Annotated in this window: 25 protein-coding genes and 1 pseudogene; 8 read left to right on the forward strand and 18 right to left on the reverse strand. The window is 67.8% G+C overall.

The features are described from left to right. Positions 1-198 precede the first annotated feature (198 nt). The 3 genes from HNP02_RS22615 to HNP02_RS22625 form a co-directional block, all read right to left on the reverse strand. Positions 199-687: a hypothetical protein gene (locus HNP02_RS22615; RefSeq protein ID WP_221317905.1), complete on the reverse strand. Its 489-nt coding sequence runs from the start codon at positions 685-687 to the stop codon at positions 199-201. Continuing rightward, positions 684-953 carry a 30S ribosomal protein S15 gene (rpsO, locus tag HNP02_RS22620; RefSeq protein WP_149373498.1) on the reverse strand — a complete coding sequence of 90 codons (270 nt, stop codon included), beginning with the start codon at positions 951-953 and terminating at the stop codon, positions 684-686. Before rpsO ends, HNP02_RS22615 begins: the two co-directional genes overlap by 4 nt. Positions 954-1,057: 104 nt before the next feature. After that, positions 1,058-2,035, reverse strand: a complete 978-nt coding sequence (locus HNP02_RS22625; RefSeq protein ID WP_184442728.1) for a bifunctional riboflavin kinase/FAD synthetase — start codon at positions 2,033-2,035, stop codon at positions 1,058-1,060. 81 nt (positions 2,036-2,116) lie between these two features. Between HNP02_RS22625 and mntR the strand changes: the two genes are divergently transcribed. After that, positions 2,117-2,830 (forward strand): manganese-binding transcriptional regulator MntR, encoded by a 714-nt coding sequence (gene mntR / locus HNP02_RS22630; RefSeq protein ID WP_184442729.1) that lies wholly within the window; start codon positions 2,117-2,119, stop codon positions 2,828-2,830. A gap of 31 nt (positions 2,831-2,861) precedes the next feature. Further along, the gene (locus HNP02_RS22635; RefSeq protein ID WP_184442730.1) at positions 2,862-3,299 is read left to right on the forward strand and encodes an SRPBCC family protein; all 438 of its coding nucleotides are present in this window, start codon (positions 2,862-2,864) and stop codon (positions 3,297-3,299) included. A gap of 939 nt (positions 3,300-4,238) precedes the next feature. Here HNP02_RS22635 and HNP02_RS22640 read toward each other — a convergent pair. From HNP02_RS22640 to HNP02_RS22655, 4 genes are read right to left on the reverse strand one after another with little or no spacing between them, the layout of a single operon-like run. Continuing rightward, entirely contained in the window at positions 4,239-4,589 is a 351-nt protein-coding gene (locus tag HNP02_RS22640; RefSeq protein WP_309241662.1) for a nuclear transport factor 2 family protein, read from the reverse strand. 33 nt (positions 4,590-4,622) lie between these two features. After that, the gene (truB, locus tag HNP02_RS22645) at positions 4,623-5,510 is read right to left on the reverse strand and encodes a tRNA pseudouridine(55) synthase TruB (RefSeq protein WP_184442731.1); all 888 of its coding nucleotides are present in this window, start codon (positions 5,508-5,510) and stop codon (positions 4,623-4,625) included. After that, positions 5,507-6,169 carry a 4'-phosphopantetheinyl transferase gene (locus tag HNP02_RS22650; RefSeq protein WP_184442732.1) on the reverse strand — a complete coding sequence of 221 codons (663 nt, stop codon included), beginning with the start codon at positions 6,167-6,169 and terminating at the stop codon, positions 5,507-5,509. The genes truB and HNP02_RS22650 overlap by 4 nt, the downstream gene beginning before the upstream one ends. Then, positions 6,166-7,113, reverse strand: coding sequence for a metallophosphoesterase family protein (locus HNP02_RS22655; RefSeq protein ID WP_375373700.1), 948 nt, complete (start codon positions 7,111-7,113; stop codon positions 6,166-6,168). Before HNP02_RS22655 ends, HNP02_RS22650 begins: the two co-directional genes overlap by 4 nt. 137 nt (positions 7,114-7,250) lie before the next feature. Here HNP02_RS22655 and HNP02_RS22660 point away from each other — a divergent pair, with 137 nt between their 5' ends. Together HNP02_RS22660 and HNP02_RS22665 are read left to right on the forward strand one after the other, a co-directional pair. Beyond that, positions 7,251-7,835 carry a DUF3558 domain-containing protein gene (locus HNP02_RS22660; RefSeq protein WP_184442734.1) on the forward strand — a complete coding sequence of 195 codons (585 nt, stop codon included), beginning with the start codon at positions 7,251-7,253 and terminating at the stop codon, positions 7,833-7,835. A gap of 27 nt (positions 7,836-7,862) precedes the next feature. Continuing rightward, a complete protein-coding gene (locus HNP02_RS22665; protein ID WP_309241663.1) occupies positions 7,863-9,509 on the forward strand; it encodes a CocE/NonD family hydrolase in 1,647 nt (548 codons plus the stop codon). On the opposite strand, the gene HNP02_RS22670 is transcribed toward HNP02_RS22665, so the two are convergent. Together HNP02_RS22670 and HNP02_RS22675 are read right to left on the reverse strand one after the other, a co-directional pair. Further along, positions 9,498-10,046: a DUF1802 family protein gene (locus HNP02_RS22670; protein WP_184442735.1), complete on the reverse strand. Its 549-nt coding sequence runs from the start codon at positions 10,044-10,046 to the stop codon at positions 9,498-9,500. The genes HNP02_RS22665 and HNP02_RS22670 overlap by 12 nt on opposite strands. Further along, on the reverse strand, positions 10,043-10,315 hold the full coding sequence (locus HNP02_RS22675) for a DUF2277 domain-containing protein (protein WP_184442736.1): 273 nt from the start codon (positions 10,313-10,315) through the stop codon (positions 10,043-10,045). Before HNP02_RS22675 ends, HNP02_RS22670 begins: the two co-directional genes overlap by 4 nt. Positions 10,316-10,345: 30 nt before the next feature. On the opposite strand from HNP02_RS22675, the gene HNP02_RS22680 reads away from it, so the two are divergent. Both HNP02_RS22680 and HNP02_RS22685 read left to right on the forward strand, forming a co-directional pair. Further along, the gene (locus HNP02_RS22680) at positions 10,346-11,122 is read left to right on the forward strand and encodes an enoyl-CoA hydratase (RefSeq protein WP_184442737.1); all 777 of its coding nucleotides are present in this window, start codon (positions 10,346-10,348) and stop codon (positions 11,120-11,122) included. Positions 11,123-11,158: 36 nt separating this feature from the next. Next, a complete protein-coding gene (locus HNP02_RS22685) occupies positions 11,159-11,425 on the forward strand; it encodes a hypothetical protein (RefSeq protein WP_255506829.1) in 267 nt (88 codons plus the stop codon). On the opposite strand, the gene HNP02_RS22690 is transcribed toward HNP02_RS22685, so the two are convergent. From HNP02_RS22690 to rimP, 8 genes and pseudogenes are all read right to left on the reverse strand, one after another. Beyond that, complete coding sequence (locus HNP02_RS22690; protein ID WP_184442738.1) at positions 11,422-12,729, reverse strand: MATE family efflux transporter; 1,308 nt, start codon at positions 12,727-12,729, stop codon at positions 11,422-11,424. The genes HNP02_RS22685 and HNP02_RS22690 overlap by 4 nt on opposite strands. A 41-nt stretch (positions 12,730-12,770) precedes the next feature. After that, positions 12,771-13,772, reverse strand: coding sequence for a bifunctional oligoribonuclease/PAP phosphatase NrnA (locus tag HNP02_RS22695; RefSeq protein ID WP_309241664.1), 1,002 nt, complete (start codon positions 13,770-13,772; stop codon positions 12,771-12,773). Beyond that, the gene (rbfA, locus tag HNP02_RS22700; RefSeq protein ID WP_184442739.1) at positions 13,747-14,265 is read right to left on the reverse strand and encodes a 30S ribosome-binding factor RbfA; all 519 of its coding nucleotides are present in this window, start codon (positions 14,263-14,265) and stop codon (positions 13,747-13,749) included. The genes HNP02_RS22695 and rbfA overlap by 26 nt, the downstream gene beginning before the upstream one ends. Positions 14,266-14,279: 14 nt before the next feature. Beyond that, positions 14,280-17,093 carry a translation initiation factor IF-2 gene (gene infB, locus HNP02_RS22705; protein WP_184442740.1) on the reverse strand — a complete coding sequence of 938 codons (2,814 nt, stop codon included), beginning with the start codon at positions 17,091-17,093 and terminating at the stop codon, positions 14,280-14,282. Positions 17,094-17,167: 74 nt separating this feature from the next. Continuing rightward, positions 17,168-17,302, reverse strand: a complete 135-nt coding sequence (locus tag HNP02_RS44100) for a hypothetical protein (RefSeq protein ID WP_375373704.1) — start codon at positions 17,300-17,302, stop codon at positions 17,168-17,170. A 9-nt stretch (positions 17,303-17,311) separates the two neighbouring features. Then, a pseudogene (locus HNP02_RS44105) lies at positions 17,312-17,524 on the reverse strand (YlxR family protein); the annotation flags it as partial. Positions 17,525-17,571: 47 nt separating this feature from the next. After that, entirely contained in the window at positions 17,572-18,615 is a 1,044-nt protein-coding gene (gene nusA, locus HNP02_RS22715) for a transcription termination factor NusA (RefSeq protein WP_184442742.1), read from the reverse strand. Next, positions 18,612-19,163: a ribosome maturation factor RimP gene (gene rimP, locus HNP02_RS22720; RefSeq protein ID WP_184442743.1), complete on the reverse strand. Its 552-nt coding sequence runs from the start codon at positions 19,161-19,163 to the stop codon at positions 18,612-18,614. The genes nusA and rimP overlap by 4 nt, the downstream gene beginning before the upstream one ends. 154 nt (positions 19,164-19,317) lie before the next feature. On the opposite strand from rimP, the gene HNP02_RS22725 reads away from it, so the two are divergent. After that, positions 19,318-19,839, forward strand: coding sequence for a hypothetical protein (locus HNP02_RS22725; RefSeq protein WP_184442744.1), 522 nt, complete (start codon positions 19,318-19,320; stop codon positions 19,837-19,839). Continuing rightward, entirely contained in the window at positions 19,836-20,315 is a 480-nt protein-coding gene (locus HNP02_RS22730; protein WP_184442745.1) for a ferritin-like domain-containing protein, read from the forward strand. Before HNP02_RS22725 ends, HNP02_RS22730 begins: the two co-directional genes overlap by 4 nt. Before the next feature lie 6 nt (positions 20,316-20,321). Here the strand turns inward: HNP02_RS22730 and HNP02_RS22735 are convergent, their stop codons facing one another. Then, positions 20,322-22,079, reverse strand: a complete 1,758-nt coding sequence (locus HNP02_RS22735; RefSeq protein ID WP_184442746.1) for a proline--tRNA ligase — start codon at positions 22,077-22,079, stop codon at positions 20,322-20,324. Positions 22,080-22,174 lie beyond the last annotated feature (95 nt).

The raw sequence follows: 22,174 nt of genomic DNA on the forward strand, positions 1-22,174 counted from the left end.
CGGCCGTCGATCGAAGCGGCCGGTGAGAACCGGCCGCCACTACCGAAGACCGCCCATACGAGAGCGGGTGCTCGAGGTGGTGCGCTGGAACGGTGCACGCGGATGTTGCGCGAACCGCACCGGATGTTCGAGCCCAACGTGGCTCAAAACACGTTCATGTTACACCGTGGCAATCGTCCGACCGGCCAACGGGATGGCTTACGAGACGTCCTCCACGCATACCGTGAACTGGCGTTCGTCGTAGGCGTAGCCGACTCCGGTAGCGCACTGATCGACGTTGGCCACCTTCGCGAGGATCTGGGTGGCGCGCTGCCGGTGGGGTACCGAGGCGTCGTTGCAGTCCACCCGGAGCGGATCCCTGCCGTTGTCGGGATCGATGCTCATGCAGTCGCCGATGACCCAGTCGATGTCCATGCACACCGTGGTGCCGGTGCTACTGAACGAGCTGCGGGTCGCGTAGTAGGAGTCCGCGTCGGAGGGGCACTGGTCGGTGTCCTGCACCGTCGAGATCACCTTGAAGTTCGATGCGGTGCTGCCACATTCGACCCGTGCGACGTCGGGACGATCGGGCGGGCCGCCGACCTTGAGGCAGTCCCCCACCTTCAGGTCCGCGGCAGCCGCGGACGAGCATGCAGATGCCCCGAGCAGGATGACTGCGATCGCGACGGCGCGAAGCGCACGCGTCAGCGGCGCAGACCCAGCCGCTCGATCAAGGAGCGGTAGCGCGCCACGTCGACCTGGGCGATGTACTTCAGCAGCCGGCGGCGGCGACCCACCAAGAGCAGCAGTCCGCGCCGCGAGTGGTGATCGTGCTTGTGCAGCTTGAGGTGCTCGGTCAGATCCGAGATGCGCTTGGTCAGCATTGCGACCTGCGCCTCCGGCGAACCGGTATCGGTCTCGTGCAGGCCGTACTGGCCCAGGATCTCTTTTTTCTGTTCGGCAGTGAGCGCCACGAAATTACTCCATTGAAATCGGTCCGCGAGGGTTGATCTGAGGCACGGCCGCCGCGAACTGCAGCTGTGCTGGGTCGCGGGAGAGTCTAACAGTGCGGTGCTGGTTAGAAGGAATCGCGCAGAATCGTCCGCGCCTTCTGGGTATCGCCGTCCATCGCGACGATGAGGTCGTCGACCGTTTCGAACTTCTCCTGAGGCCGGATGCGGGCGACGAAGTCGACGGCGACGTGCTGGCCGTACAGGTCGGCGTCGGTGTCCAGGACGAATGCCTCCACCGTGCGGGTGCGGCCCGAGAAGGTCGGATTGGTGCCCACCGACACCGCCGCCTGGTACCGCTCGCCGGGGGTGACCGTGCCCATCACGGGGCCGTGTCCAAGCACCGTGAACCACGCCGCGTACACCCCGTCGGCGGGGATCGCAGAGAACATCGGCGGCGCCACGTTGGCGGTGGGATAGCCCAGCACCTTGCCGCGGCCGTCGCCGCGCACCACCACGCCCTCGACACGGTGCGGCCGGCCAAGTGCCTCGGCGGCGGCCACCACGTCGCCGGCATCCACGCAGGACCTGATGTAGGTGGAGGAGAAGGTGACGGTCTCGTCGCGGTGATGCTCGGACACCAGCGACATGCCCTCGACCGCGAAGCCCAGCCGCTCGCCGGCCTTGCGCATCATGCCAACCGTGCCTGCGGCCTTCTTGCCGAAGGTGAAGTTCTCCCCCACCACGACCTCGACCACGTGGAGCCGCTCGACGAGCAACTCGTGCACGTAGCGCTCGGGGGTCAGCTTCATGAAATCGGAGGTGAACGGCATGACGAGGAAGACGTCGATGCCCATCTCCTCGACGAGTTCGGCACGCCGGGTCAGCGTCGTGAGCTGGGCCGGATGGCTGCCGGGGAACACGACCTCCATCGGATGGGGGTCGAACGTCATCAGCACTGCGGGAACCTCACGGGACCGTGCGGCCTTGACCGCATGGTTGATCAGCTCGGCATGTCCGCGGTGCACCCCGTCGAACACGCCGATCGTGAGGACGCACCTGCCCCAGTCCGTGGGGATCTCATCCTGACCCCGCCAGCGCTGCACGAGTGTAAGACTACGACGCGCCGGGCCCTACGGCCGCGCTGGATGCCCGGTTGAGGTGATGATTGCCTAAACTTCTTCAACGTGAGCCCTGAAGGCAACCAACGCGACCTTTCGACGGTTGCCCAGGACTATCTGAAAGTCATCTGGACCGCCCAGGAGTGGTCGCGGGAAAAGGTCAGCACGAAGATGCTCGCCGAGCGCATCGGGGTATCGGCGAGTACCGCCTCGGAGTCCATCCGAAAGCTCGCCGATCAGGGGCTCGTGGACCACGAGAAGTACGGCGCCGTGACGCTCACCGAGGCGGGCCGCAAGGCCGCGCTGGCCATGGTCCGCCGCCATCGCCTGATGGAGACGTTCCTGGTCAACGAACTCGGCTACGGCTGGGACGAGGTGCACGACGAGGCCGAGATTCTCGAGCACGCCGTGTCCGACCGGATGCTCGACCGCATCGACGCCAAGCTGGGGTACCCCACGCGCGACCCGCACGGCGATCCGATCCCGGCCGCCGATGGCCAGGTGCCAACCCCGCCTGCGCGGCAGCTGTCGGACTGCCGAGACGGCGAGGCCGGTACCGTCGCCAGGATCTCGGACGCCGATCCGGAGATGCTGCGCTACTTCGACAGTGTCGGGATCAACCTGGACTCCCGGTTGCGGGTGGTGGCCCGCCGCGACTTCGCGGGCATGATCTCGGTGGCAATCACCACCCCGTCGGACCCTGCGGTGCTCGGCGAGTCCAGCGAGACCACCGTCGATCTGGGCAGCCCCGCCGCGCAAGCGATCTGGGTGGTGGGCTAGGAAGCGCCAGCTCACCCTAGGCTCTGGGGTCATGGCGAAACTCGAGCTGAGCCGAAAGCTGTCGCTGCCTCCCGAGGAGGCATGGGCGCACGTGTCCAATCTCGCGGAACTGGGCGACTGGCTGCAGATGCACCAGGGCTGGCGATCAGAACTGCCCGACGAGCTTTCGGTCGGCACGATCCTCGTCGGTGTCGCAGGAGCGAAGGGGATGCGCAACCGAGTGACGTGGACGGTGCGGAAGTTCGATCCGCCGACGTCGCTCGAGATCACCGGGGACGGCGTCGGCGGTGCGAAGTACGCGCTGACGATGAAGGTGGTCCCGACGGATGCGGGAAGTGCATTCACGGTGAAACTCGACTTGGGCGGAAGGCCGCTGTTCGGTCCGATCGGAGCCGCGGCCGCCCGGGCCGTGAAGGGCGACATCGAACGGTCGATCGAGCGATTCGAGACGTTGTACGCGAACGACTGAGGACATCAGCCGGCGCTGGCGGCCGCCAGCGTGCCGAGCTTGCGCAGCGCTGAGGTGATGGTGTCGCGCTGCATGTCGAGGCGGGCGGCCTCGCTTTCGGGAATGTCCACGTGCACAGATATTTTCGTGCTCCCTCGACCGGTTCCAGGTGCCATTGGAACACCAGGTCGGACACCATGCAGGAGATCTTCACGCTGCCGTTGTCACGCGATGCATCGAGAGTCTGGGGCATCGGGAAGTCGGGATAGCCGTCGACGTACATCGTGTAGTCGCCGTCACCGCCAACGGTGGTCGATTCGATTCCGGTCCACCACTCGAGAAACCGGAGCGGGCTATCAGCAACATCCACACGTCTTCTGACGGCGTAGGGCACGTCCGGCCACCGCGACGATGCGATTTCGGATCGGGTTCGCGATCCCGCGTGAACGGCGAGCCACCTCAGCAACGCGACCGCGCGGAGACTCTCGGGCAGCGGTAGCGCGATGCCGTCATGCGCGATGGCTACTTCGCCGAGCACTCGCACGAAAACGGGCATACCGGTTCCATCCGCCGCCATGCGTCCCCAGCCCCAGCCCTCCGTTTGCCAAACGAATTCTGACGCTGCCGCAGTTTTTGTGCGGGGTGATTCATTGACGGTCGATTGACGCTGGATTGACGTGGATTTCGCAGAATCGCTACGCGAGTGAATGTGTGATCCGACTACGAAGGAGTGCCCTGATCAATTTGCCGGAAGCGTCAATTCCCGACGCAAAACATGAGTAGTCGACTACTCACTCCCTCGCGCATTTCTCGACAGACGATGTCAGACACCACTGCACTGCGACGGGTCGGCGTCCAGGCCTGCCCGCGCATCGGACAGTGAGGAGGACGCAGTGGCAACCGACAGATGTCGGCGGGCAACACGAGGACCATCCTCGCCACGAGGCGTGGCTCAATCAATCATTTGTAGGGGGAATTCCCATGTCCAAAGATGCGAAAACTGATGCGGCGTCCGTTGCCAGGAAGGCCCAGCATCGACCCGATGATGGTGGCCGTCATCAGTTGTTCGAGGACCATCGCATCGCCGGTCACGTACCGATGCAGGACTACTTCTTCCTCGGCGCGAAGGTTCGCGGTCAGGTGTTCGTAGAACTCGCGAGCCGCAGCCTTGCCGTGGCGCGGGCTGCCTGGAAACCCAACGGCGTCATGCTCGATGTCGTCGGTGTACACCGCGATGGTGCCGTCGATGTCGCCCAGGCCCTCGGCCTTCAGGTGCGCGCTGACGATCGCCTGCATCTCGCTAGCGTCCACCCGGTCCGGTGTAGCGCACTTGAGCCGCGATGACTAGAGCGTCGCAGGCCGGATCACGACGACCGACCTGGTCCGTGACGCCTCGTCGGTGAGCAGCGCGACCACCAGTCCGCCTGGCGCGACCGCCGCGTAGACGCCGTCGACGCCCGCGGGTACCAGGGCCCGGCCGTGGCTGGCCGACTCGGCTTCCTCGACAGTGAGGTCCCGACGCGGGAACACCAGCAGGCACGCCGCGTCCAATGAGTAGCTCAACTGCGGAGCGTCCGCGAGGCGCTCCAGAGTGTGCGCCTCCCCCAACCCGAACCGGCCAACCCTGGTGCGTCGCAACGCAGTGAGATGTCCGCCGACACCGAGGGTTGCGCCGACGTCGCGGGCCAGTGCCCGGATGTACGTACCCGACGAACAGTCCACCTCGACGTCGACGTCGACGACCGAGTCGTGGCGTCGCGCCCCGAGAACCTCGAAACGATCGATCCGCACCGGACGCGCGGCCAGTTCGACGGTCTTGCCCTCGCGGGCGAGTTTGTAGGCGCGCTGACCGTCGACCTTGATCGCACTGACCGCCGACGGCACCTGCTCGATGTCGCCGCGCAAGCGCGCCACGGCCTTGCCGATGGCGGCATCGGTGACGTCATCGGCCGGAACAGTCTGCAGCAGCTCGCCTTCCGCGTCCTCGGTGGAGGTGCTCTGGCCGAGCCGGATGGTGGCCGCGTACGACTTGTCGGTCGCGGTGAGCAGGCCGAGGATCTTGGTGGCCCGCTCGATTCCCACCACCAGCACGCCGGTGGCCATCGGGTCCAGCGTGCCGGCGTGGCCGACCTTGCGGGTGCCGAACAACCGGCGACAACGCCCGACGACGTCGTGGCTCGTCATTCCTGCGGGCTTGTCGACGACGACGATCCCCGGCGGTGGAGTCGTCACAACACGATCGCCGTGAGGACCAGGCCATCGCCCACCGACCAGCGACCGGCCAACGACGTCAACGGCGGCCCGGACTCGGCGGCGGGATCGATCAGGATCACCGACGAGAACGCGCCTGCCGCACCGGACCCGTCGACGGTGAAGGTGATGTGTGCGTCCTCGAACCCCAGCCAGCGGTGCGTCAGCGGAAACCACGCCTTGTAGGTTGCTTCCTTGGCGCAGAACAGGATCCGGTCCCAATGCAGTTTGGCGGGCAGACCGGTGAGCTCAGCCCGTTCGGCAGGCAGGCTGATGGCGTCCAGCACGCCCTTGGGGAGCACGCCGTGCGGTTCGGCGTCGATGCCGACCGAGCGGACATCGGCCTTACGGCCCACCACCGCGCCGCGAAAGCCCTCGCAGTGCGTCAGGCTGCCGACGACTCCGTCTGGCCAGCACGGTTCGCCCTTGTCCCCCTTGAGGATCGGTACCGGGGGCAGTCCGAGTTCACCGAGCGCCTGGCGAGCGCAGTAACGCACCGTGACGAACTCGTTGCGGCGCTTGGCCACCGAACGCGCGACGAGTGGCTCCTCCTCAGGGTAGGGAACCAAATCGGTTGGATCGTCGTACATCTCGGCGGCTGCCACGATGCTTGGCAGGACACCGCTGAGCAGTGTGGTCATCTCTCCCGCCGGTCCTTGATGCGCGCCTGGATCTTCTCCGCGCCAGCACGCATCTCGGGCGTCACCTCGAAGTGGCCGCCGAACTCGTTGAGGTAGCCGGGCGGGTACTTCGGGTCGGGCAGGATCTGACGCATCCATCGATAGGGCTTGCGGCGCCGCCACTCCCGCGGGTAGCCCACCGACACCTCCTCGAACCGCACGCCGTCGTACCACGTGGTCCTCGGGATGTGCAGGTGGCCGTACACCGAGCACAGCGCGTTGTAACGGGTGTGCCAATCCTTGGTGGCGGTCGTGCCGCACCACATCGCGAACTCGGGATAGAACATCGCATCGCAGGGCTCGCGCACCAGAGGGAAGTGGTTCACCAGGATCGACGGGGTCAACCAATCCAGGTCTTCGAGCTTCTCCCGCGTCTGCTTCAGCCGGTCCCGGCACCACGCGTCACGCGTGGCGTAGGGCTCCGCGGAGAGCAGGAACTCGTCGGTGCCGACGATGTTGCGTTCGCGCGCCAGCGCCAGACCCTCGGCCTTCGTGGCCGTGCCCTCGGGCAGGAACGAGTAGTCGTACAGCAGGAACATCGGCACGATGGTCGCCGGGCCTCCCTCGTCCGTCCACACCGGGAACGGATGCTCGGGCGTCACGATGCCCATCTCGTCGCACATGTTGACCAGGTAGTCGTAACGCGCCTGCCCGAAGATCTGCATCGGGTCCTTGCTGGTGGTCCACAGTTCGTGGTTCCCTGGCACCCAGATCACCTTGGCGAACCGTTTGCGCAGCAGGTCGAGCGACCAGCGGATCTCGTCGGTGCGTTCGGCGACGTCGCCGGCGACGATCAGCCAGTCGTCGGGGGATGACGGATGAAGCGACTCGGTGACCGGCTTGTTTCCGGTGTGACCGATGTGAAGGTCGCTGATGGCCCAAAGAGTTGGGTGCCGATGTTCCACTGACACAACGGTCCAGCCTACTGGCGCGGCTGGGGGGAGCCGACGTCACCAACTAGAACATGTTCTTATTTCTCCGTCGGGCGAGCGCTATCGACTTGTACACTCCCCGCAACGGTGGACGAGCGCGAGGAGGTGTGATGGCAGCCAAACTGCGCCTGCTGTCAGCGGTGTGTGCGCTGGTCGCGGCAGTGATCGTGGTCTGGCAGACCAACCCAGTGGCTGGGCCCGACAGCGGACCGGTGCAACTGCGGTCCACGTCAGCGCCCATGAGCGACGTCTCGACGACCATCAAGTGGCCCGTCATCGAAACGGTCAACCCGACGCCGTTCGATTCGTGCCAGGACATCCCGTACGACGTCATCCAGCGACTCGGCCTGGCGTTCACCCCACCGATACCCGAGGACAGCCTGCGTTGCCACTACGACGCGGGTAACTATCAGATGGCCGTCGAATCATTCGTGTGGCGGACCTACGAGCAGACGCTGCCCGCCGACGCCGTCGAACTCGACATCGATGGTCACCGTGCCGCGCAGTACTGGATCATGAAGCCCACCGACTGGAACAACCGCTGGTGGATCACCTGCATGATCGCCTTCAAGACCAGCTACGGGGTGCTCCAGCAGTCGCTGTTCTACTCGCCGGTCTACACCACCGACGACGTCGACTGCCTGCAGACCAACCTGCAGCGCGCGCACGAACTCGCCCCGTACTACAAGCTCTAACCCGCCCTGTTTGCGTAACCTGCAGGCGTGTCCTCTCCCGTAAAACGCGTCGCCTCCCGCGTGTTGGCCCGAGCCCTCAAGGTCCCGCCGCCGACCACTGACTTCACCGTGCGACGCGCGGTGGCGGTGCCGATGCGTGACGGCGTGGACCTGGTCGCCGACCATTACGCACCCCAAACCTCCAATCCGGCGGGCACCGTGCTGGTGCGCTGCCCGTACGGCCGTGCGTTCCCGGTCTCGAGCCTGCTCGGCGCCGCGTACGCGGCACGCGGGTATCACGTCGTGATCCAGAGCGTGCGCGGCACGTTCGGCTCGGGCGGGGACTTCACGCCGATGATCCACGAGGTCGCCGACGGCGCCGACACCGTTGCCTGGCTGCGCGACCAGCCGTGGTTCACCGGTACGTTCGCCACCATCGGCTTGTCCTACCTGGGGTTCACCCAGTGGGCGCTGTTGATGGACCCTCCACCGGAGATGGTCGCCGCGGTGATCAGCGTCGGCCCGCACGACTTCAGCGCGGCGACGTGGGGCACCGGCGCGTTCACCCTGAACGACTTCCTCGGGTGGAGCGACATGGTTTCCCACCAGGAGGATTCGGGTGCCCTGATGAACGGCGTGCGGCAGGCCAGGTCCCGGCGGACCGTGGCCCACGCCGCGAACCAGGTGCCCATGGGCGATGCGGGCCGTACCCTACTCGGGACAGGGGCACCCTGGTGGGAGTCCTGGGTCACCCAGCCCGACGGCGGTGATTCGTTCTGGGATGCCGTGCGCCTGACCGACGCCCTGGACCGCGTGGACATCCCGGTGCTGTTGTTCAGCGGCTGGCAGGACCTCTTCGTCGAGCAGACGCTCGAGCAATTCCGGCACCTGCGCGGGCGGAACGTGACGACGGCATTGACCGTCGGACCGTGGACGCATACCGAGCTGATGACCAAGGGCGCGCCCACCGTACTCCGGGAATCGTTGGCGTGGCTCGACGGTCACCTCGGCGGCAAGCCCGTCACGCCCCGCAGTCCGGTGCGGGCCTACGTCACCAAGGGCGACTGGCTCGAGCTGACCGACTGGCCGCCCGCGATGCCCGAGCACGTGCTGTATCTGCAACCCGCACATCGGCTTTCGGAGACACCGCCGGACGCGGCCGCGCCGCCTTCGACGTTCACCTTCGATCCTGCCGACCCGACGCCGACCATCGGCGGGCGGCTGCTCTCCCCCGAGGGCGGCTACCGCGACGACACCCGCCTGGCCCTCCGCGGTGACGTCCTCGACTTCACCGGCGACCCACTGCCTGCCGACCTGTACCTGGTCGGAAGTCCCGTGGTCGAGCTGTCACATACGTGCGACAACCCGTACAACGACCTGTTCGTCCGGGTCAGTGAGGTCGACGCCAACGGTCGATCGACCAACGTCAGCGACGGATTCGTCAGGCTGGCAACCGATTCCGGGACGGTCCGGCTCGAGCTCGACCCCGTCGCGTATCGCTTCACAGCCGGCTCCCGAATCAGGGTGCTGATCGCGGGCGGGTCGCATCCGCGCTTCGTCCGCAATCTCGGCACCGACGAACCACCGATCTCGGGGCGGCGGATGGCACCCGCGACACATACCGTGCACCATGGCGCGCAGGGGGCGTCGCTCTTGGTGTTGCCCGCGGGACCTCAGCCGCCGTCAACCAACTGACGCGCGAACGCGTTCGGCGATGGCTGCCAACGCCGCGTCGTCGTGCACGGGATCGCCCCAGTCCGGACGCACTGGCAGGTCCACCCAGCTGACGCACCCCGCGTACGCCGGTTCCCTCGGCAGTCGCACCGGCTCGATCAGGGGCCTGGCCTGTACCACCAGCACGGTGAGCAGATGCCGTGGCCGGAAGTCCAGCCGATCGGCACGCACCGACTCGGCCGTCCAGATGTGCGTCTGCTCGATCTCCTCCAGCCCATCGGGCCGGTTGACGGCAATGGCGGCAACCACTTTCGCACCGGCCCGGACCATCACCTCGGTCTCGGTGCTGTCAGAGGCGGCGGCATCGAGCAGGTCGCGGTGCTCGGGGCGGACACGTTCGGCATGGCCGTGGGCGACAGTGGGAAAGAAGACGAACTCCGACGCGGCGAGGTTGAAGCGCTTCTCGCCGATGCCGCCCTTGCGCAACAACACCGTCTGCCTGCCGTCGAGCATCGCGTGCACGGCCGCGCTCCACTCCTTGAGCGCGGTGGCGCTCACTTCGCCGCAGCGGCGATGCGGGCCTGCACCTCGGGGCGACGCAGCGGGGGCACCGTCTTGGGCGGCTGCCGTCTCGGTGGCAATTGGGCGAGCAGACGCGCGGTGGTCGCGGTCACCTCGGCGACCGCGGCCTCGAAGACCTCGGCGTTGGCGGCAGTCGGGCGGGTGATTCCGCTGACCTTGCGGACGTATTGACGGGCCGCGGCCTCGACCTCCTCGGCGGTCGCCGAGGGTTCCAGACCGCGCAACTCGGTGATGTTGCGGCACATGCTCCCACCATAGGTCGATACGGTGAGGACATGTCGAGCCCGAAAGATACCGAAGAAGACCAAGTCCTGCTGATCGACACCACCGACCGCGTGCGCACGCTGACCCTGAACCGTCCGAAGGCTCGCAACGCGCTGTCCGTGGCTCTGCGCACCCAGTTCTACGCGGCGCTGCGCGACGCCGAGGCCGACGACGGCGTGGACGCCATCATCCTGACCGGCGCCGACCCGGTGTTCTGCGCAGGTCTTGACCTCAAGGAACTCGGCAACACCACCCGACTTCCCGACATCTCGCCCAAGTGGCCTGCCATGGGCACCCCGGTGATCGGTGCGATCAACGGCGCCGCCGTCACCGGCGGCCTGGAGTTCGCCCTGTACTGCGACATCCTGATCGCCTCCGAGAACGCCCGCTTCGCCGATACCCACGCCCGCGTCGGCCTGCTGCCCACCTGGGGTCTTTCGGTCCGGTTGCCGCAAAAGGTGGGCATCGGGCTGGCCCGGCGCATGAGCCTGACCGGCGACTACCTGTCGGCGCAGGACGCGCTGCGGGCGGGCCTGGTCACCGAGGTGGTCCCGCACGACGAGCTGCTACCTGCCGCTCGCAAGGTCGCCGCCTCGATCGTCGGCAACAACGCCAAGGCGGTGCGTGCGCTGCTGGAGTCCTACCACCGCATCGACGACGCTCAGACCAGCGCCGGGCTGTGGATCGAAGCGAGGTCGGCCACGCAGTGGATGCAGGTGGCCACCGGCGACGACATCGCCGCGAACCGCGACGCCGTGTTCGAACGCGGTCGCGCCCAGGTGCAGTGACATGAACGAAGCCCATCAGCACTGCGGCAGCGACGAATGACGGGAGATGATCCGATTGCGTTGCAGGACAAGTTGTTCGGCGAGATCGCGAGGGTGCTGCGGCCGGGCGCAGCACTGGTGGCCAGCGACAGCCTGGCCAGCGCCGAGTTGGCCGCCCACCACGAGGGCGATACCTACAACCCCGTCGACCCCGCCTCGCTCCCCGACCGGCTGGCCGCCGCGGGTTTCGAGCGAATCGACGTACGCACCAACCCCTTCGGCTGGGCGGTCATCGCACACCGGGGCTTTGTCAACGTGACCTAGCCCGTGCCTGCCACCAGCCAACGCCCGGAGAACGCCCGCCAGCCGACGAAGACCAGCCGCAGCACCATGAACGTGGTCAGGCCCGACCAGATGCCCGCCAGTCCCCAGCCGAACGCCAGCGACAGCCAGATCGGCGGCAGGAAGCCGACCAACGCACTGACGAGCGTGGCGTTGCGCATGAACTTCGCATCACCGGCACCGAGCAGAACTCCGTCGAGCGCGAAAACGATTCCGGCGATGGGCAATTGAGCGACCAGGAACCACCACGGCACACCGATCGCATCGAGCACCGAGCGGTCGTCGGTGAACAGCGTCGGCAGCACCGATGCTCCGACGGCGAACGCCGTGGCCAGTACCGCGGCCGCCAACGTGGAGAAGATCGTCACCCGCCATGCCACCGACTTCGCGTGTACCAGTTGACCCGCCCCTAGCGCCGCGCCGACCAGCGATTGCGCGGCGATCGCCAACGAATCCAGCACCAGCGCAAGGAAACCCCAGAGCTGCAGCACCACCTGGTGTGCGGCGACGGAGGCCGCGCCGAACCGGGCTGCCACCGCCGCGGCCGATACGAAGCACGCCTGAAACGCCAAGGTGCGCACCAACAGGTCGCGGCCCATCACCACCTGGGCCCGCAAGACCGTGACGTCGACGCGCAACGGCACCCGCTCGGCCAGCAGTGCGCGGCAGAACAGCAGGGCGGCCAGCCACTGCCCGACCAGGTTGGCCACCGCCGAGCCGGCCAGTTCCATCCGCGGCAGCCCCAGCCAGCCGTACACCAGCGTCGGGCACAGCACCGCGGACAGCGCGAACCCCACGATGACGTAGCGCAGCGGCCGCGCGGTGTCCTGCACGCCGCGCATCCATCCGTTGCCTGCCAACGAGATCAGGATGGCCGGCGCGCCGAGGATCGCGATCCGCAGCCACGGCAGCGCCATGTCGGCGATCTCACCGCCGTCGGCGATCAACCGCAGAAGCGGCACCGCCGCCGCCTCGATCAACGCAACGACGAGCACCCCGATCCCGACCGCCAGCCAGGTGGCCTGCACGCCCTCCCCCACGGCCGACCCGCGGTTCCCGGCCCCGAAGAACCGGGCCGCCCGCGCCGTCGTCCCGTACGACAGGAACGTCAGCTGCGAGGACACCAGCGACAGGACCAGCCCGCCGATCGCCAGACCGGCCAGGCTCAGCGCGCCGAGGCGTCCGACGACGGCGAGATCGAACAAGAGATAGAGAGGTTCGGCGGCAAGAACGCCCAGCGCGGGAAACGCCAGCCCGGCAATCCGCCGGCCCGTTGCGGGCGGCATGGGCTGATCGGCAGGCTCAACCAAGGCGCGCGCTGACCGAGTCAGCCAAGTGCACTAGCCAGCGCCCTCACCACGTCGTCGATCGACCCGGTCGCGGAGTATCCGGCGGCCAACCGGTGCCCGCCACCCCCGAACGAGCTGGCGACGGCAGCGAGGTCGACGTCGGTCTTGGCCCGCATCGAGACCGACCAGTGTGCGGGTTCGATTTCCTTGAACACCGCAGCCACCTCGGCCTGCGACGTGGTGCGCACGATATCGACGATGCTCTCGACCTCTTCGGGTCGCGCGCCTGCCCATTCCTGGTGTGCCACAACCGCATACACCAGACCGCGACCACCGGCGGCGTCGGGCACCAGCCGAGCCGACGAGAGCACGCGCGCCAGCATCGGCAGCCAGGAGAACGGATGGGTGTCCAACAGCGTCCGGCTGATCGCGGCGTTGTCGACGCCGAGTTCCAGCAGCCGGGCGGCCAACCGGTGCGCCCTTGCGCTGGCCCACCGGAACGAGCCGGTGTCGGTGGTCAGCCCTGCGTAGAGGCAGTGCGCCACGCTGGCATCGATCGGCTTGCCCCACGCGTCGAGGATCTCGGCGACCAGCATCGTCGTCGAGTCGGCGGATGGGTCGACGTAGTTCGAGGTGCCGAACAGCTGGTTGGAGGCGTGGTGGTCGATCACCAGCACCTCGCGATCGGGATCGGCGAGGTCCCGCAGGTCGCCCAACCGGTTCACGCTGGGGATATCGACCGTGATGACCAGGTCGGGATCGCGACGCATCAAGTCGGGCGCCACCAGCAGGTGCCCGCCGGGCAGTGTCTGCAGCGATTCGGGCAGGACGGCAGGCGCCGCGAACGCGACCTGAACGTCCTTGCCCGCCTGCGAGAGGACCAGCGCCAACGCCAGCCCCGCTCCGATGGTGTCTGCGTCGGGGAAGACGTGGCACACGATGCCGACGGTTCCGGCCGCGCTGAGTATGTCGACCGCACCAAAGGCGTCGACGCGCAACGAGGGCCGGGCTATCTCAGTCGTCGGATCGATCGCGGTCACCGGTGTCCTCTGGGTCGAACTGGTGGTCAACCACCACATCTGGTTCCCCACCGGATTCCTCCGCCCCAGAGACACGGTACGGGTCCGCGTCACCCGCTGGTGTAGCACCCTGACGAATTCGTGCCAGGTCGGCGTCGGCGGCGCGGGCGCGAGCCAGCAGTTGCTCCATGTGTTGCGAGGTCTCGGGCACCTTGTCCAACACGAATGCCAGCGTCGGGGTGAAGCGCACACCGGTGGCCGCGCCGACCCTGGTCCGCAGCGTGCCCTTCGCGCGCTCCAGCGCCGCCGCGGCGCCCGCATAGTCCGGCTCGTCCTGCAACGTCTCGCCGCGCACGGTGTAGAACAGCGTCGCGTCGTGCAGGTCTCCCGTCACCTTCGTGTCCGTGATGGTCACGAAGGCCAACGGGGGATCCTTGATCTCGAACTCGATCGCCGACGCGACCACGGTGCCGATGCGTTTCGAGAGCTTGCGCGCCCGCCCAGCATCAACCATTGGTATCGACGCCCCTACACACGTGCTTTTTCGACGAGCTCGTACACCTCGATGACGTCGCCTTCCTTGATGTCGTTGTACGTCAAGGTCAGACCACATTCGTAGCCGTCGCGCACCTCGGTGGCGTCGTCCTTCTCCCGCTTCAGCGACGAGATCGTGACGGTCTCGGCCACCACGACGTTGTCGCGCAGCAGACGAGCCTTGGCGTTGCGTCGGATGATGCCCGAGGTGACGAGGCAGCCGGCGATGTTGCCGACCTTCGACGACCGGAAGATCGCCCGGATCTCGGCGCGGCCGAGCTCCTTCTCCTCGTAGACCGGCTTGAGCATGCCCTTGAGCGCTGCCTGGATCTCGTCGATGGCCTGGTAGATCACCGAGTAGTACCGGATGTCCACGCCTTCGCGGTTGGCCAGTTCAGTGGCCTTGCCCTCGGCACGGACGTTGAACCCGATGATGATGGCATCCGACGCCGACGCCAGGTTGACGTTGGTTTCGGTGACACCACCGACACCGCGGTCGATGACGCGCAGCTCCACCTCGTCGTCGATCTCGATACCGAGCAGGGCCTCTTCCAAGGCCTCGACGGTGCCCGAGTTGTCACCCTTGAGGATCAGGTTGAGCTGCGAGGTCTCCCTCAATGCGGCATCCAGATCGTCAAGGCTGATGCGCTTGCGGGTACGCGCGGCGAGCGCATTGCGCTTGCGCGCACTGCGACGATCGGCGATCTGGCGAGCCGTCCGGTCCTCGTCGACGACCAGCAGGTTGTCACCGGCACCAGGCACCGACGTGAAGCCGATGACCTGGACCGGCCGCGACGGCAGGGCGTCGTGGACGTCCTCGCCGTGCTCGTCGACCATGCGACGGACACGCCCGTAGGCATCGCCCGCGACGATCGAGTCGCCGACCCGCAGCGTGCCGCGCTGGATGAGCACGGTGGCCACCGGGCCGCGACCGCGGTCCAGGTGTGCCTCGATCGCCACGCCCTGGGCCTCCATGTCGGGGTTGGCCCGCAGGTCCAGCGTGGCGTCGGCCGTCAGCAGCACCGCTTCGAGCAGAGCGTCGATGTTGGTGCCCTGCTTCGCCGAGATGTCGACGAACATGGTCTCGCCACCGAAGTCCTCGGCGACCAGGCCGTACTCGGTCAGCTGCGCCCGGATCTTCTGCGGGTCAGCACCTTCCTTGTCGATCTTGTTGACCGCCACCACGATCGGCACGTCGGCCGCCTGCGCGTGGTTGATGGCCTCCACCGTCTGCGGCATGACGCCGTCGTCGGCCGCGACCACCAGGATCGCGATGTCGGTGGCCTTCGCACCGCGGGCACGCATGGCGGTGAACGCCTCGTGACCGGGGGTGTCGATGAAGGTGACCAGTCGCTCGTTGCCATCCAGTTCGGTGAGGACCTGGTAGGCGCCGATGTGCTGGGTGATGCCACCCGCCTCGCCCTCGCGGACGGTGGCGTTGCGGATGGTGTCCAACAGGCGGGTCTTGCCGTGGTCGACGTGACCCATGACGGTGACCACAGGCGGGCGGAACTCGAGGTCCTCCTCGCCGCCCTCGTCCTCGCCGTAGGTGAGGTCGAAGGACTGCAGCAGTTCGCGGTCCTCGTCCTCGGGGCTGACGACCTGGACGACGTAGTTCATCTCGCCGCCGAGCAGCTCCAGCGTCTCGTCACCAACCGACTGGGTCGCGGTGACCATCTCGCCGAGGTTGAACAGCGCCTGCACCAGCGCGGCCGGGTTGGCGTTGATCTTGTCGGCGAAGTCGACGAGCGATGCGCCGCGCGCCAGCCGGATGGTTTCGCCGTTGCCCTGCGGCAACCGCACGCCACCGACGACCGGTGCCTGCATGTTCTCGTATTCGGCGCGTTTTGCCCGCTTCGACTTGCGTCCGCGACGGACTGCGCCGCCGGGACGACCGAAGGCACCTGCTGCGCCACCGCGCTGACCGGGACGGCCACCACCACCGCCGCCACCGCCGCCACCTGGGCGTCCACGGAAGCCACCGGCTGGTGCGCCGCCGGGAGCTCCAGCGCCGCCGCCTGCACCGCCACCGCGGTAGTTGCCACCACCGCCGCCGCCTGCGCCGCCACCGGGACGACCACCTGGCGAGGAGCCCGGGCCACGACCACCTGGGCCTGGCCGCGGACCACCGGGACGTCCTGTCGCAGCGGCGCCAGGACGGGCGCCGGGCGGACGCGGCGGCATGTTGCCTGGCGTCGCGCCGGGACGAGGTCCACCGCCGGGGCGGGGTCCGCCACCGGGGCGAGGGGGCGCGCCCTGCGGCGGGCGCGGGGCGGGACGCTCGACCGGCTGCGCCGAGGAGAACGGGTTGTTGCCGACGCGCGGTGCACGGGGGCCGGGCCGCGGGCCACCTGGGGTGGGACCGGGCCGGACGCCTGGGCTTGGCGCCGCAGTGGCCGGTGCCGCGGACTCCGCTGGTGCGGCGGAAGCCGCAGGTGCGGGCGGCGCGACGGCGGCCGCTGCAGGCGGCTCGACGGGTGCCGCGGGCGCGGCGGGGGGTGCCTTGGGCGCCGGCTTCGGGCCCGAGGGCCTTGGCGTCGAGGTCGACACCGCAGCCTCGGCCGGAGCCGCCGCGGCGGCCTTGGCCGGCGCGGAGGGGGCACTCGGGGTGGCACCGTTGCCTGCGGGCTTCGCGGGCGCAGGCTTGGAGCCGCCCAACGCCTCACGCAGCCGTCGGGCGACGGGCGCCTCGACGGTCGACGATGCTGATTTAACGAATTCGCCCTGTTCGCTCAGTCGGGCGAGCACTTCCTTGCTGGTAACACCGAGCTCTTTCGCCAACTCGTGTACGCGGGCCTTACCTGCCACTACAACTCCTGTCTAGGAGGCGACAGCGGAAGGCCGCGCCTCGGGTTTAGCTATGACGCATGGTCATCGAGACTTCACGGTGTGCTCATGTTCTTCGCTACCTGTTCTGTTGCCGGGTGGTGCGAGTCGTAGTACTCGACCACCGCGGAGGTGTCCGGCGAACCGGTGATGCGCAGCGCTCGGGCGAACGCTCGCCGCCGGATTGCCACGCTTAGGCACTGCTGGTGAGGGTGCAACCACGCACCCCGCCCCGGCAGATTACTCGCTGCATCAACGCAAACGACGTGTTTGTCGTTCCCGTCTCGCACCGCGACCACTCGTAGCAGTTCGACGGCCAGCTCTCGCCTTCGGCAACCGATGCACGTCCGCACTGGTCCGACCTGGTGGTCGGGGCGTTCGCGCGCGGCGGCAGAAGTCTCGCGCTGGATCACGGCTCAGTCTAGCGTCACCGTTCCCGCAGACAGAATCGCCTGCTGGCCTACCGCTCGCGGGCGGCTCCCTGGGGGGCTCCTGGGGCCGACGAGCTGTCCGGTTCGGGGGCGGCATCACTGCGAATGTCGATCCGCCAGCCGGTGAGCCGGGCCGCCAACCGCGCGTTCTGGCCCTCCTTGCCGATCGCCAGCGACAGCTGGAAGTCGGGCACCACGACGCGCGCCGCCCGGCCTGCCTCGTCGATGACGCTCACCGACACCACCTTGGCGGGCGAAAGGGCGTTGGCGACGAACCTGGACGGATCGTCGTCGTAGTCGATGATGTCGATCTTCTCGCCGGACAACTCGCTCATCACGTTGCGCACGCGCTGCCCCATCGGACCGATGCAAGCCCCCTTGGCATTGAGTCCGGACACCCGCGACGCGACGGCGATCTTGGAGCGGTGGCCTGCCTCGCGGGCCACCGCGGCGATCTCGACCGAACCGTCGGCGATCTCGGGTACCTCGAGGGAGAACAGCTTGCGCACCAGATTCGGGTGGGTGCGCGACAAGGTGATCAACGGCTCACGGGCGCCGCGGCTGACGCCGACGACGTAGCAGCGCACCCGGTCGCCGTGCTCGTACTTCTCCCCCGGCACCTGCTCGGCAGCGGGGATGACGCCCTCGGATCCCTTGGTCTCGCTGCCGACCCGCACCACGACCAGGCCGCGGGCGTTGGCCCTTGCATCACGCTGGATCACTCCGGCGACGATGTCGCCCTCGCGGGCGGCGAACTCACCGAAGTTCTTCTCGTTCTCCGCGTCGCGCAGACGTTGCAGGATCACCTGACGGGCCGTGGTGGCGGCGATCCGACCGAAACCGTCTGGGGTGTCGTCCCATTCGTTGATCAGGTTGCCGTCTTCGTCGGTCTCACGGGCCATCACCTTGACGATCCCGGTCTTGCGGTCGATGTCGATGCGGGCCTCGGCTTCGTGCCCCTCGGTGTGGCGATACGCGGTGAGCAACGCGGACTGGATCATCTCCACCACCGCGTCGACCGCAATTCCCTTGTCGACCTCGATGGCATGTAATGCCGCCATGTCGATGTTCACGCTTCGGCCTCCTTCTCTGGCTCGCCGGCCAGTTCGAGCTCACGCCGGTCTGGCGGCGAGAACTCAACCTGGACAACGGCTTTCGTAATAGTGTCGCGGGGCACCTCGCGAATGGCGTACTTGCCTCGGCCGCCATCGGCGACCACCAGTGCCACGTTGCTCGTGCCAAGTTCACCCAACCGTCCGGTCACCTGCGAACCGTCGGACAGCGTCATCTCCACCACGCGTCCCCTGGCTCGCCGGAAGTGCCGGTCGGACGTCAGCGGCCGGTCGACGCCGGGTGACGTCACCTCGAGTACGTAGGGCGGGCCGTCGTCATCGAGCTGGTCGAGCAGTTCGGCCGCCGATCGCGCCAGTACGGCGGCTGCGTCCAGGTCAATGCCCTGGTCACCGTCGGCAACGACGACGATGCGCGGCGGCTTGGCGGTCTCCTGGACGACGACGTCCTCGATGTCGTATCCGGCGCGCGTGAACTCTTCCGCGAGAAGCTCGATCACCTGCTGCTGCGATGGCAGTCGCGCGGACCGCAGCGGGACATCCGATGCCACGGCGAGCTCCTCGTCTTGAGTTGTACGGACACGATCTGGGCTGGATGACCAGGAATCGAGTATCAACGATACGCCAGCGCAGGAGGGCCAACCCGCAAACGGCGGCGCCGTCCAGCCGATCCACAGCCCGTGGCAACTGGCAGGATGTCCTCCGATGTCCAAAGTGCCGAGCGCCCTTCCCACAGTCAGTAGGCGGCGCGTCCTGATCTCCGGCGCGGCCCTGGCACTGCTGTCCACGACGGCCGCGGGCTGCGGTGCACCGGCCAAGAAGCCCGACGTCGACGCGCTCGTCGCGCAACTGGACCGCGCGCGTGCGGACAGTCAGCTGGCGGCCGGAGCGGCGTCTGCGGCCCGTCCAGACGTCGCTGCGGCGCTGACCACGGTGGCTGCCGAGCGTTCCGCACACGTCCAGGCGCTCTCCGACGAGATCACCAGGATCTCCGGCGAGACGCCGCAGACGTCGGCGTCGGCCAGCCCGACGTCGACAAGCACCACCGGCCAGCCGCTCCCGCCGCCCACACCGCGCGACGTGATCGCCGCCCTCAAGCAATCCGCAGACAGTGCCGCGCAGTCGGCCGCGCAGCAGTCTGGCTACCCCGCCGGGCTGCTCGGGTCGATCGCCGCATCGTGCACGGCGGCGTTCACCGTCGGCCTCGACGGCGGGCAGTCGTCATGACGACGCCAGGGACGGCACCGGCGACGAGCCCGTCGCGGCCCCCGAACGGTCCGGACGCCGCGTTGTTCGACGCCGTCGCGAACGAGCACGGCGCGATCTACGGGTACGGCCTGGTGTCGGCGCATTCGACGCCGGACGTCAACGACCTGGTGTCCGACGCGATGGCGGGGCACCGCCAACTCCGTGAGGACGCCATCGCCCGCCTCAAGGGTCGCAACGTGCCCGCCCCGCTGCCCGCGACCGGCTACCAGATGCCGATCGAGGTCGACAGCCCCACCGACGCCGCGAAGCTCGCGTTGCGGATGGAGGAGGACTCCGCGGTGGCGTGGCGCGCGGTGCTCGAGCAGGCGACCGCGGGCGAGGACCGTACCTTCGCAGTCACGGCGCTGACGCAGTGCGCGGTCACCGCGGCCAAGTGGCGCGACGTGCTGAAGGTGGTGCCGAACACCGTGCCGTTCCCCGGCGGCACCGAGTAGGGCGCGCTAGCCCGTAACGAAGGCCGAGATGGCTGCAGAAATTTCAAGGCCTGCGTCGTCGACGGCGATCTCCCGATTCTCGCCGGTGAAGCGGTTGCGCAGCTCGACAGTCCCGTCGGCCCAGCCGCGGCCCACCACCACGATCCACGGCACGCCCACCAGCTCGGCGTCCTTGAACTTCACTCCCGGCGAGGCCTTCCTGTCGTCCAACAGCACCTCGACGCCGAGACGATCCAACGCGCCTGCCAGCTCGGTGGCACCGGCGCGGGCCTCCTCATCCTTGTTCGCGATGACCACGTGGGCGTCGAACGGGGAAACCGATGCGGGCCAACGCAATCCGAGCTCGTCATGGTGCTGCTCGGCGATCACGGCCACCAACCGGGACACCCCGACACCGTAGGAGCCCATGGTCAACCGCACCGGTTTGCCGTTCTCGCCGAGGACGTCGGCGCTGAACGCGTCGGCGTACTTGCGGCCCAACTGGAAGACGTGACCGATCTCGATGCCGCGGGCGCTCACCAGCGGACCGGCGCCGTCGGGTGACGGGTCACCGTCGCGGACCTCCGCGACGTCGATGGTGCCGTCGGCCACGAAGTCACGACCGGCAACCAGCCCCGTGACGTGCTTACCGGGTTCGTTGGCGCCGGTGATCCACGTGGTGCCGTCCACCACACGTGGATCGATGAGGAAGCGAACGCCGTTGTCCAGCAATGCCTTCGGACCGATGTAGCCCTTGACGAGGAACGGGGTCTTGGTGAAGTCGTCGTCGCCGAGCATGACGTACTCGGCGGGTTCCAGCGCAGCGCCGAGTCGCTTGTCGTCGACGTCGCGGTCGCCGGGCAGCCCGATCGCCAGCAGCTCCCACTCCCCACCGGGGACCCTGGTCTTCAACAACACGTTCTTGAGCGTGTCGGCCGCGGTGACGGTGCGGCCGAGATCCGCGCCGTTGGCCCAGTCGACCAGGGTGGCGATCGTCGGGGTCTCCCCCGTGTCGTAGACGACCGGCTCGGGCAGCCCGTCGATCGGCAACGCGTCGGGCGCCGTGGTGACGACCGCTTCGACGTTGGCCGCGTACCCCGACTGCAGGCAACGCACGTAGGTGTCCTCGCCCACCTCGCTCTCGGCGAGGAACTCCTCCGAGGCGCTGCCGCCCATGGCGCCGGACGTCGCCGCGACGATCACGTACTTCACCGCCAGCTTGGCGAAGATCCGTTGGTAGGCCTCACGATGCGCGTGATAGGCGTTCTTGAGGCCGTCGTCGTCGACGTCGAACGAGTACGAATCCTTCATGATGAATTCGCGGCCACGCAGAATGCCTGCGCGCGGCCTGGCCTCGTCGCGGTACTTGGTCTGGATTTGGTACAGCCGAAGCGGAAAGTCCTTGTAGGAGCTGTACTCCCCCTTGACGGTGAGCGTGAAGAACTCCTCGTGGGTGGGGCCAAGCATGTAGTCGTTGCCACGGCGGTCCTTGAGCCGGAACACGCCGTCGCCGTACTCGGTCCAGCGGTTCGACGTCTCGTACGGTGCACGCGGCAACAGCGCAGGGAACCGGACCTCCTGAGACCCGACCACCGCCATCTCGTCGCGGATCACCTTCTCGATCTTGTTCAGCACCTTGAGCCCAAGCGGCAACCAGCTGTACAGGCCGGGCCCGACGGGCCGGACGTAACCGGCGCGGATCAAGAGTTTGTGGCTGGGCACTTCGGCGTCTGCCGGGTCCTCGCGCAGCGTGCGCAGGAACAGCTCGGACATGCGGGTGATCACAGCCGACAACCTTAGCGACCACGGCGAACCCCTCCTTCACGTGCGTACCCGACCCGAAATTAGGATCCCCCGTCGCTTCGCTCGCCCCGGTTCAC

The organism is Mycobacterium sp. AZCC_0083 (genome assembly GCF_014202335.1).
Lineage (GTDB): Bacteria > Actinomycetota > Actinomycetes > Mycobacteriales > Mycobacteriaceae > Mycobacterium.

What these genes read in the sequence shown, in the direction of transcription:
- HNP02_RS22680 (WP_184442737.1), top strand. Translation starts at nt 10,346, where the DNA reads ATGTCGAGCCCGAAAGATACCGAAGAAGACCAAGTCCTGCTGATCGAC.
- HNP02_RS22730 (WP_184442745.1), top strand. Translation starts at nt 19,836, where the DNA reads ATGACGACGCCAGGGACGGCACCGGCGACGAGCCCGTCGCGGCCCCCG.
- HNP02_RS22650 (WP_184442732.1), bottom strand. Translation starts at nt 6,169, where the DNA reads ATGACCACACTGCTCAGCGGTGTCCTGCCAAGCATCGTGGCAGCCGCC.
- HNP02_RS22685 (WP_255506829.1), top strand. Translation starts at nt 11,159, where the DNA reads ATGACGGGAGATGATCCGATTGCGTTGCAGGACAAGTTGTTCGGCGAG.
- HNP02_RS22675 (WP_184442736.1), bottom strand. Translation starts at nt 10,315, where the DNA reads ATGTGCCGCAACATCACCGAGTTGCGCGGTCTGGAACCCTCGGCGACC.
- HNP02_RS22690 (WP_184442738.1), bottom strand. Translation starts at nt 12,729, where the DNA reads ATGCCGCCCGCAACGGGCCGGCGGATTGCCGGGCTGGCGTTTCCCGCG.
- HNP02_RS22725 (WP_184442744.1), top strand. Translation starts at nt 19,318, where the DNA reads ATGTCCAAAGTGCCGAGCGCCCTTCCCACAGTCAGTAGGCGGCGCGTC.
- HNP02_RS22660 (WP_184442734.1), top strand. Translation starts at nt 7,251, where the DNA reads ATGGCAGCCAAACTGCGCCTGCTGTCAGCGGTGTGTGCGCTGGTCGCG.
- rbfA (WP_184442739.1), bottom strand. Translation starts at nt 14,265, where the DNA reads ATGGTTGATGCTGGGCGGGCGCGCAAGCTCTCGAAACGCATCGGCACC.
- HNP02_RS22635 (WP_184442730.1), top strand. Translation starts at nt 2,862, where the DNA reads ATGGCGAAACTCGAGCTGAGCCGAAAGCTGTCGCTGCCTCCCGAGGAG.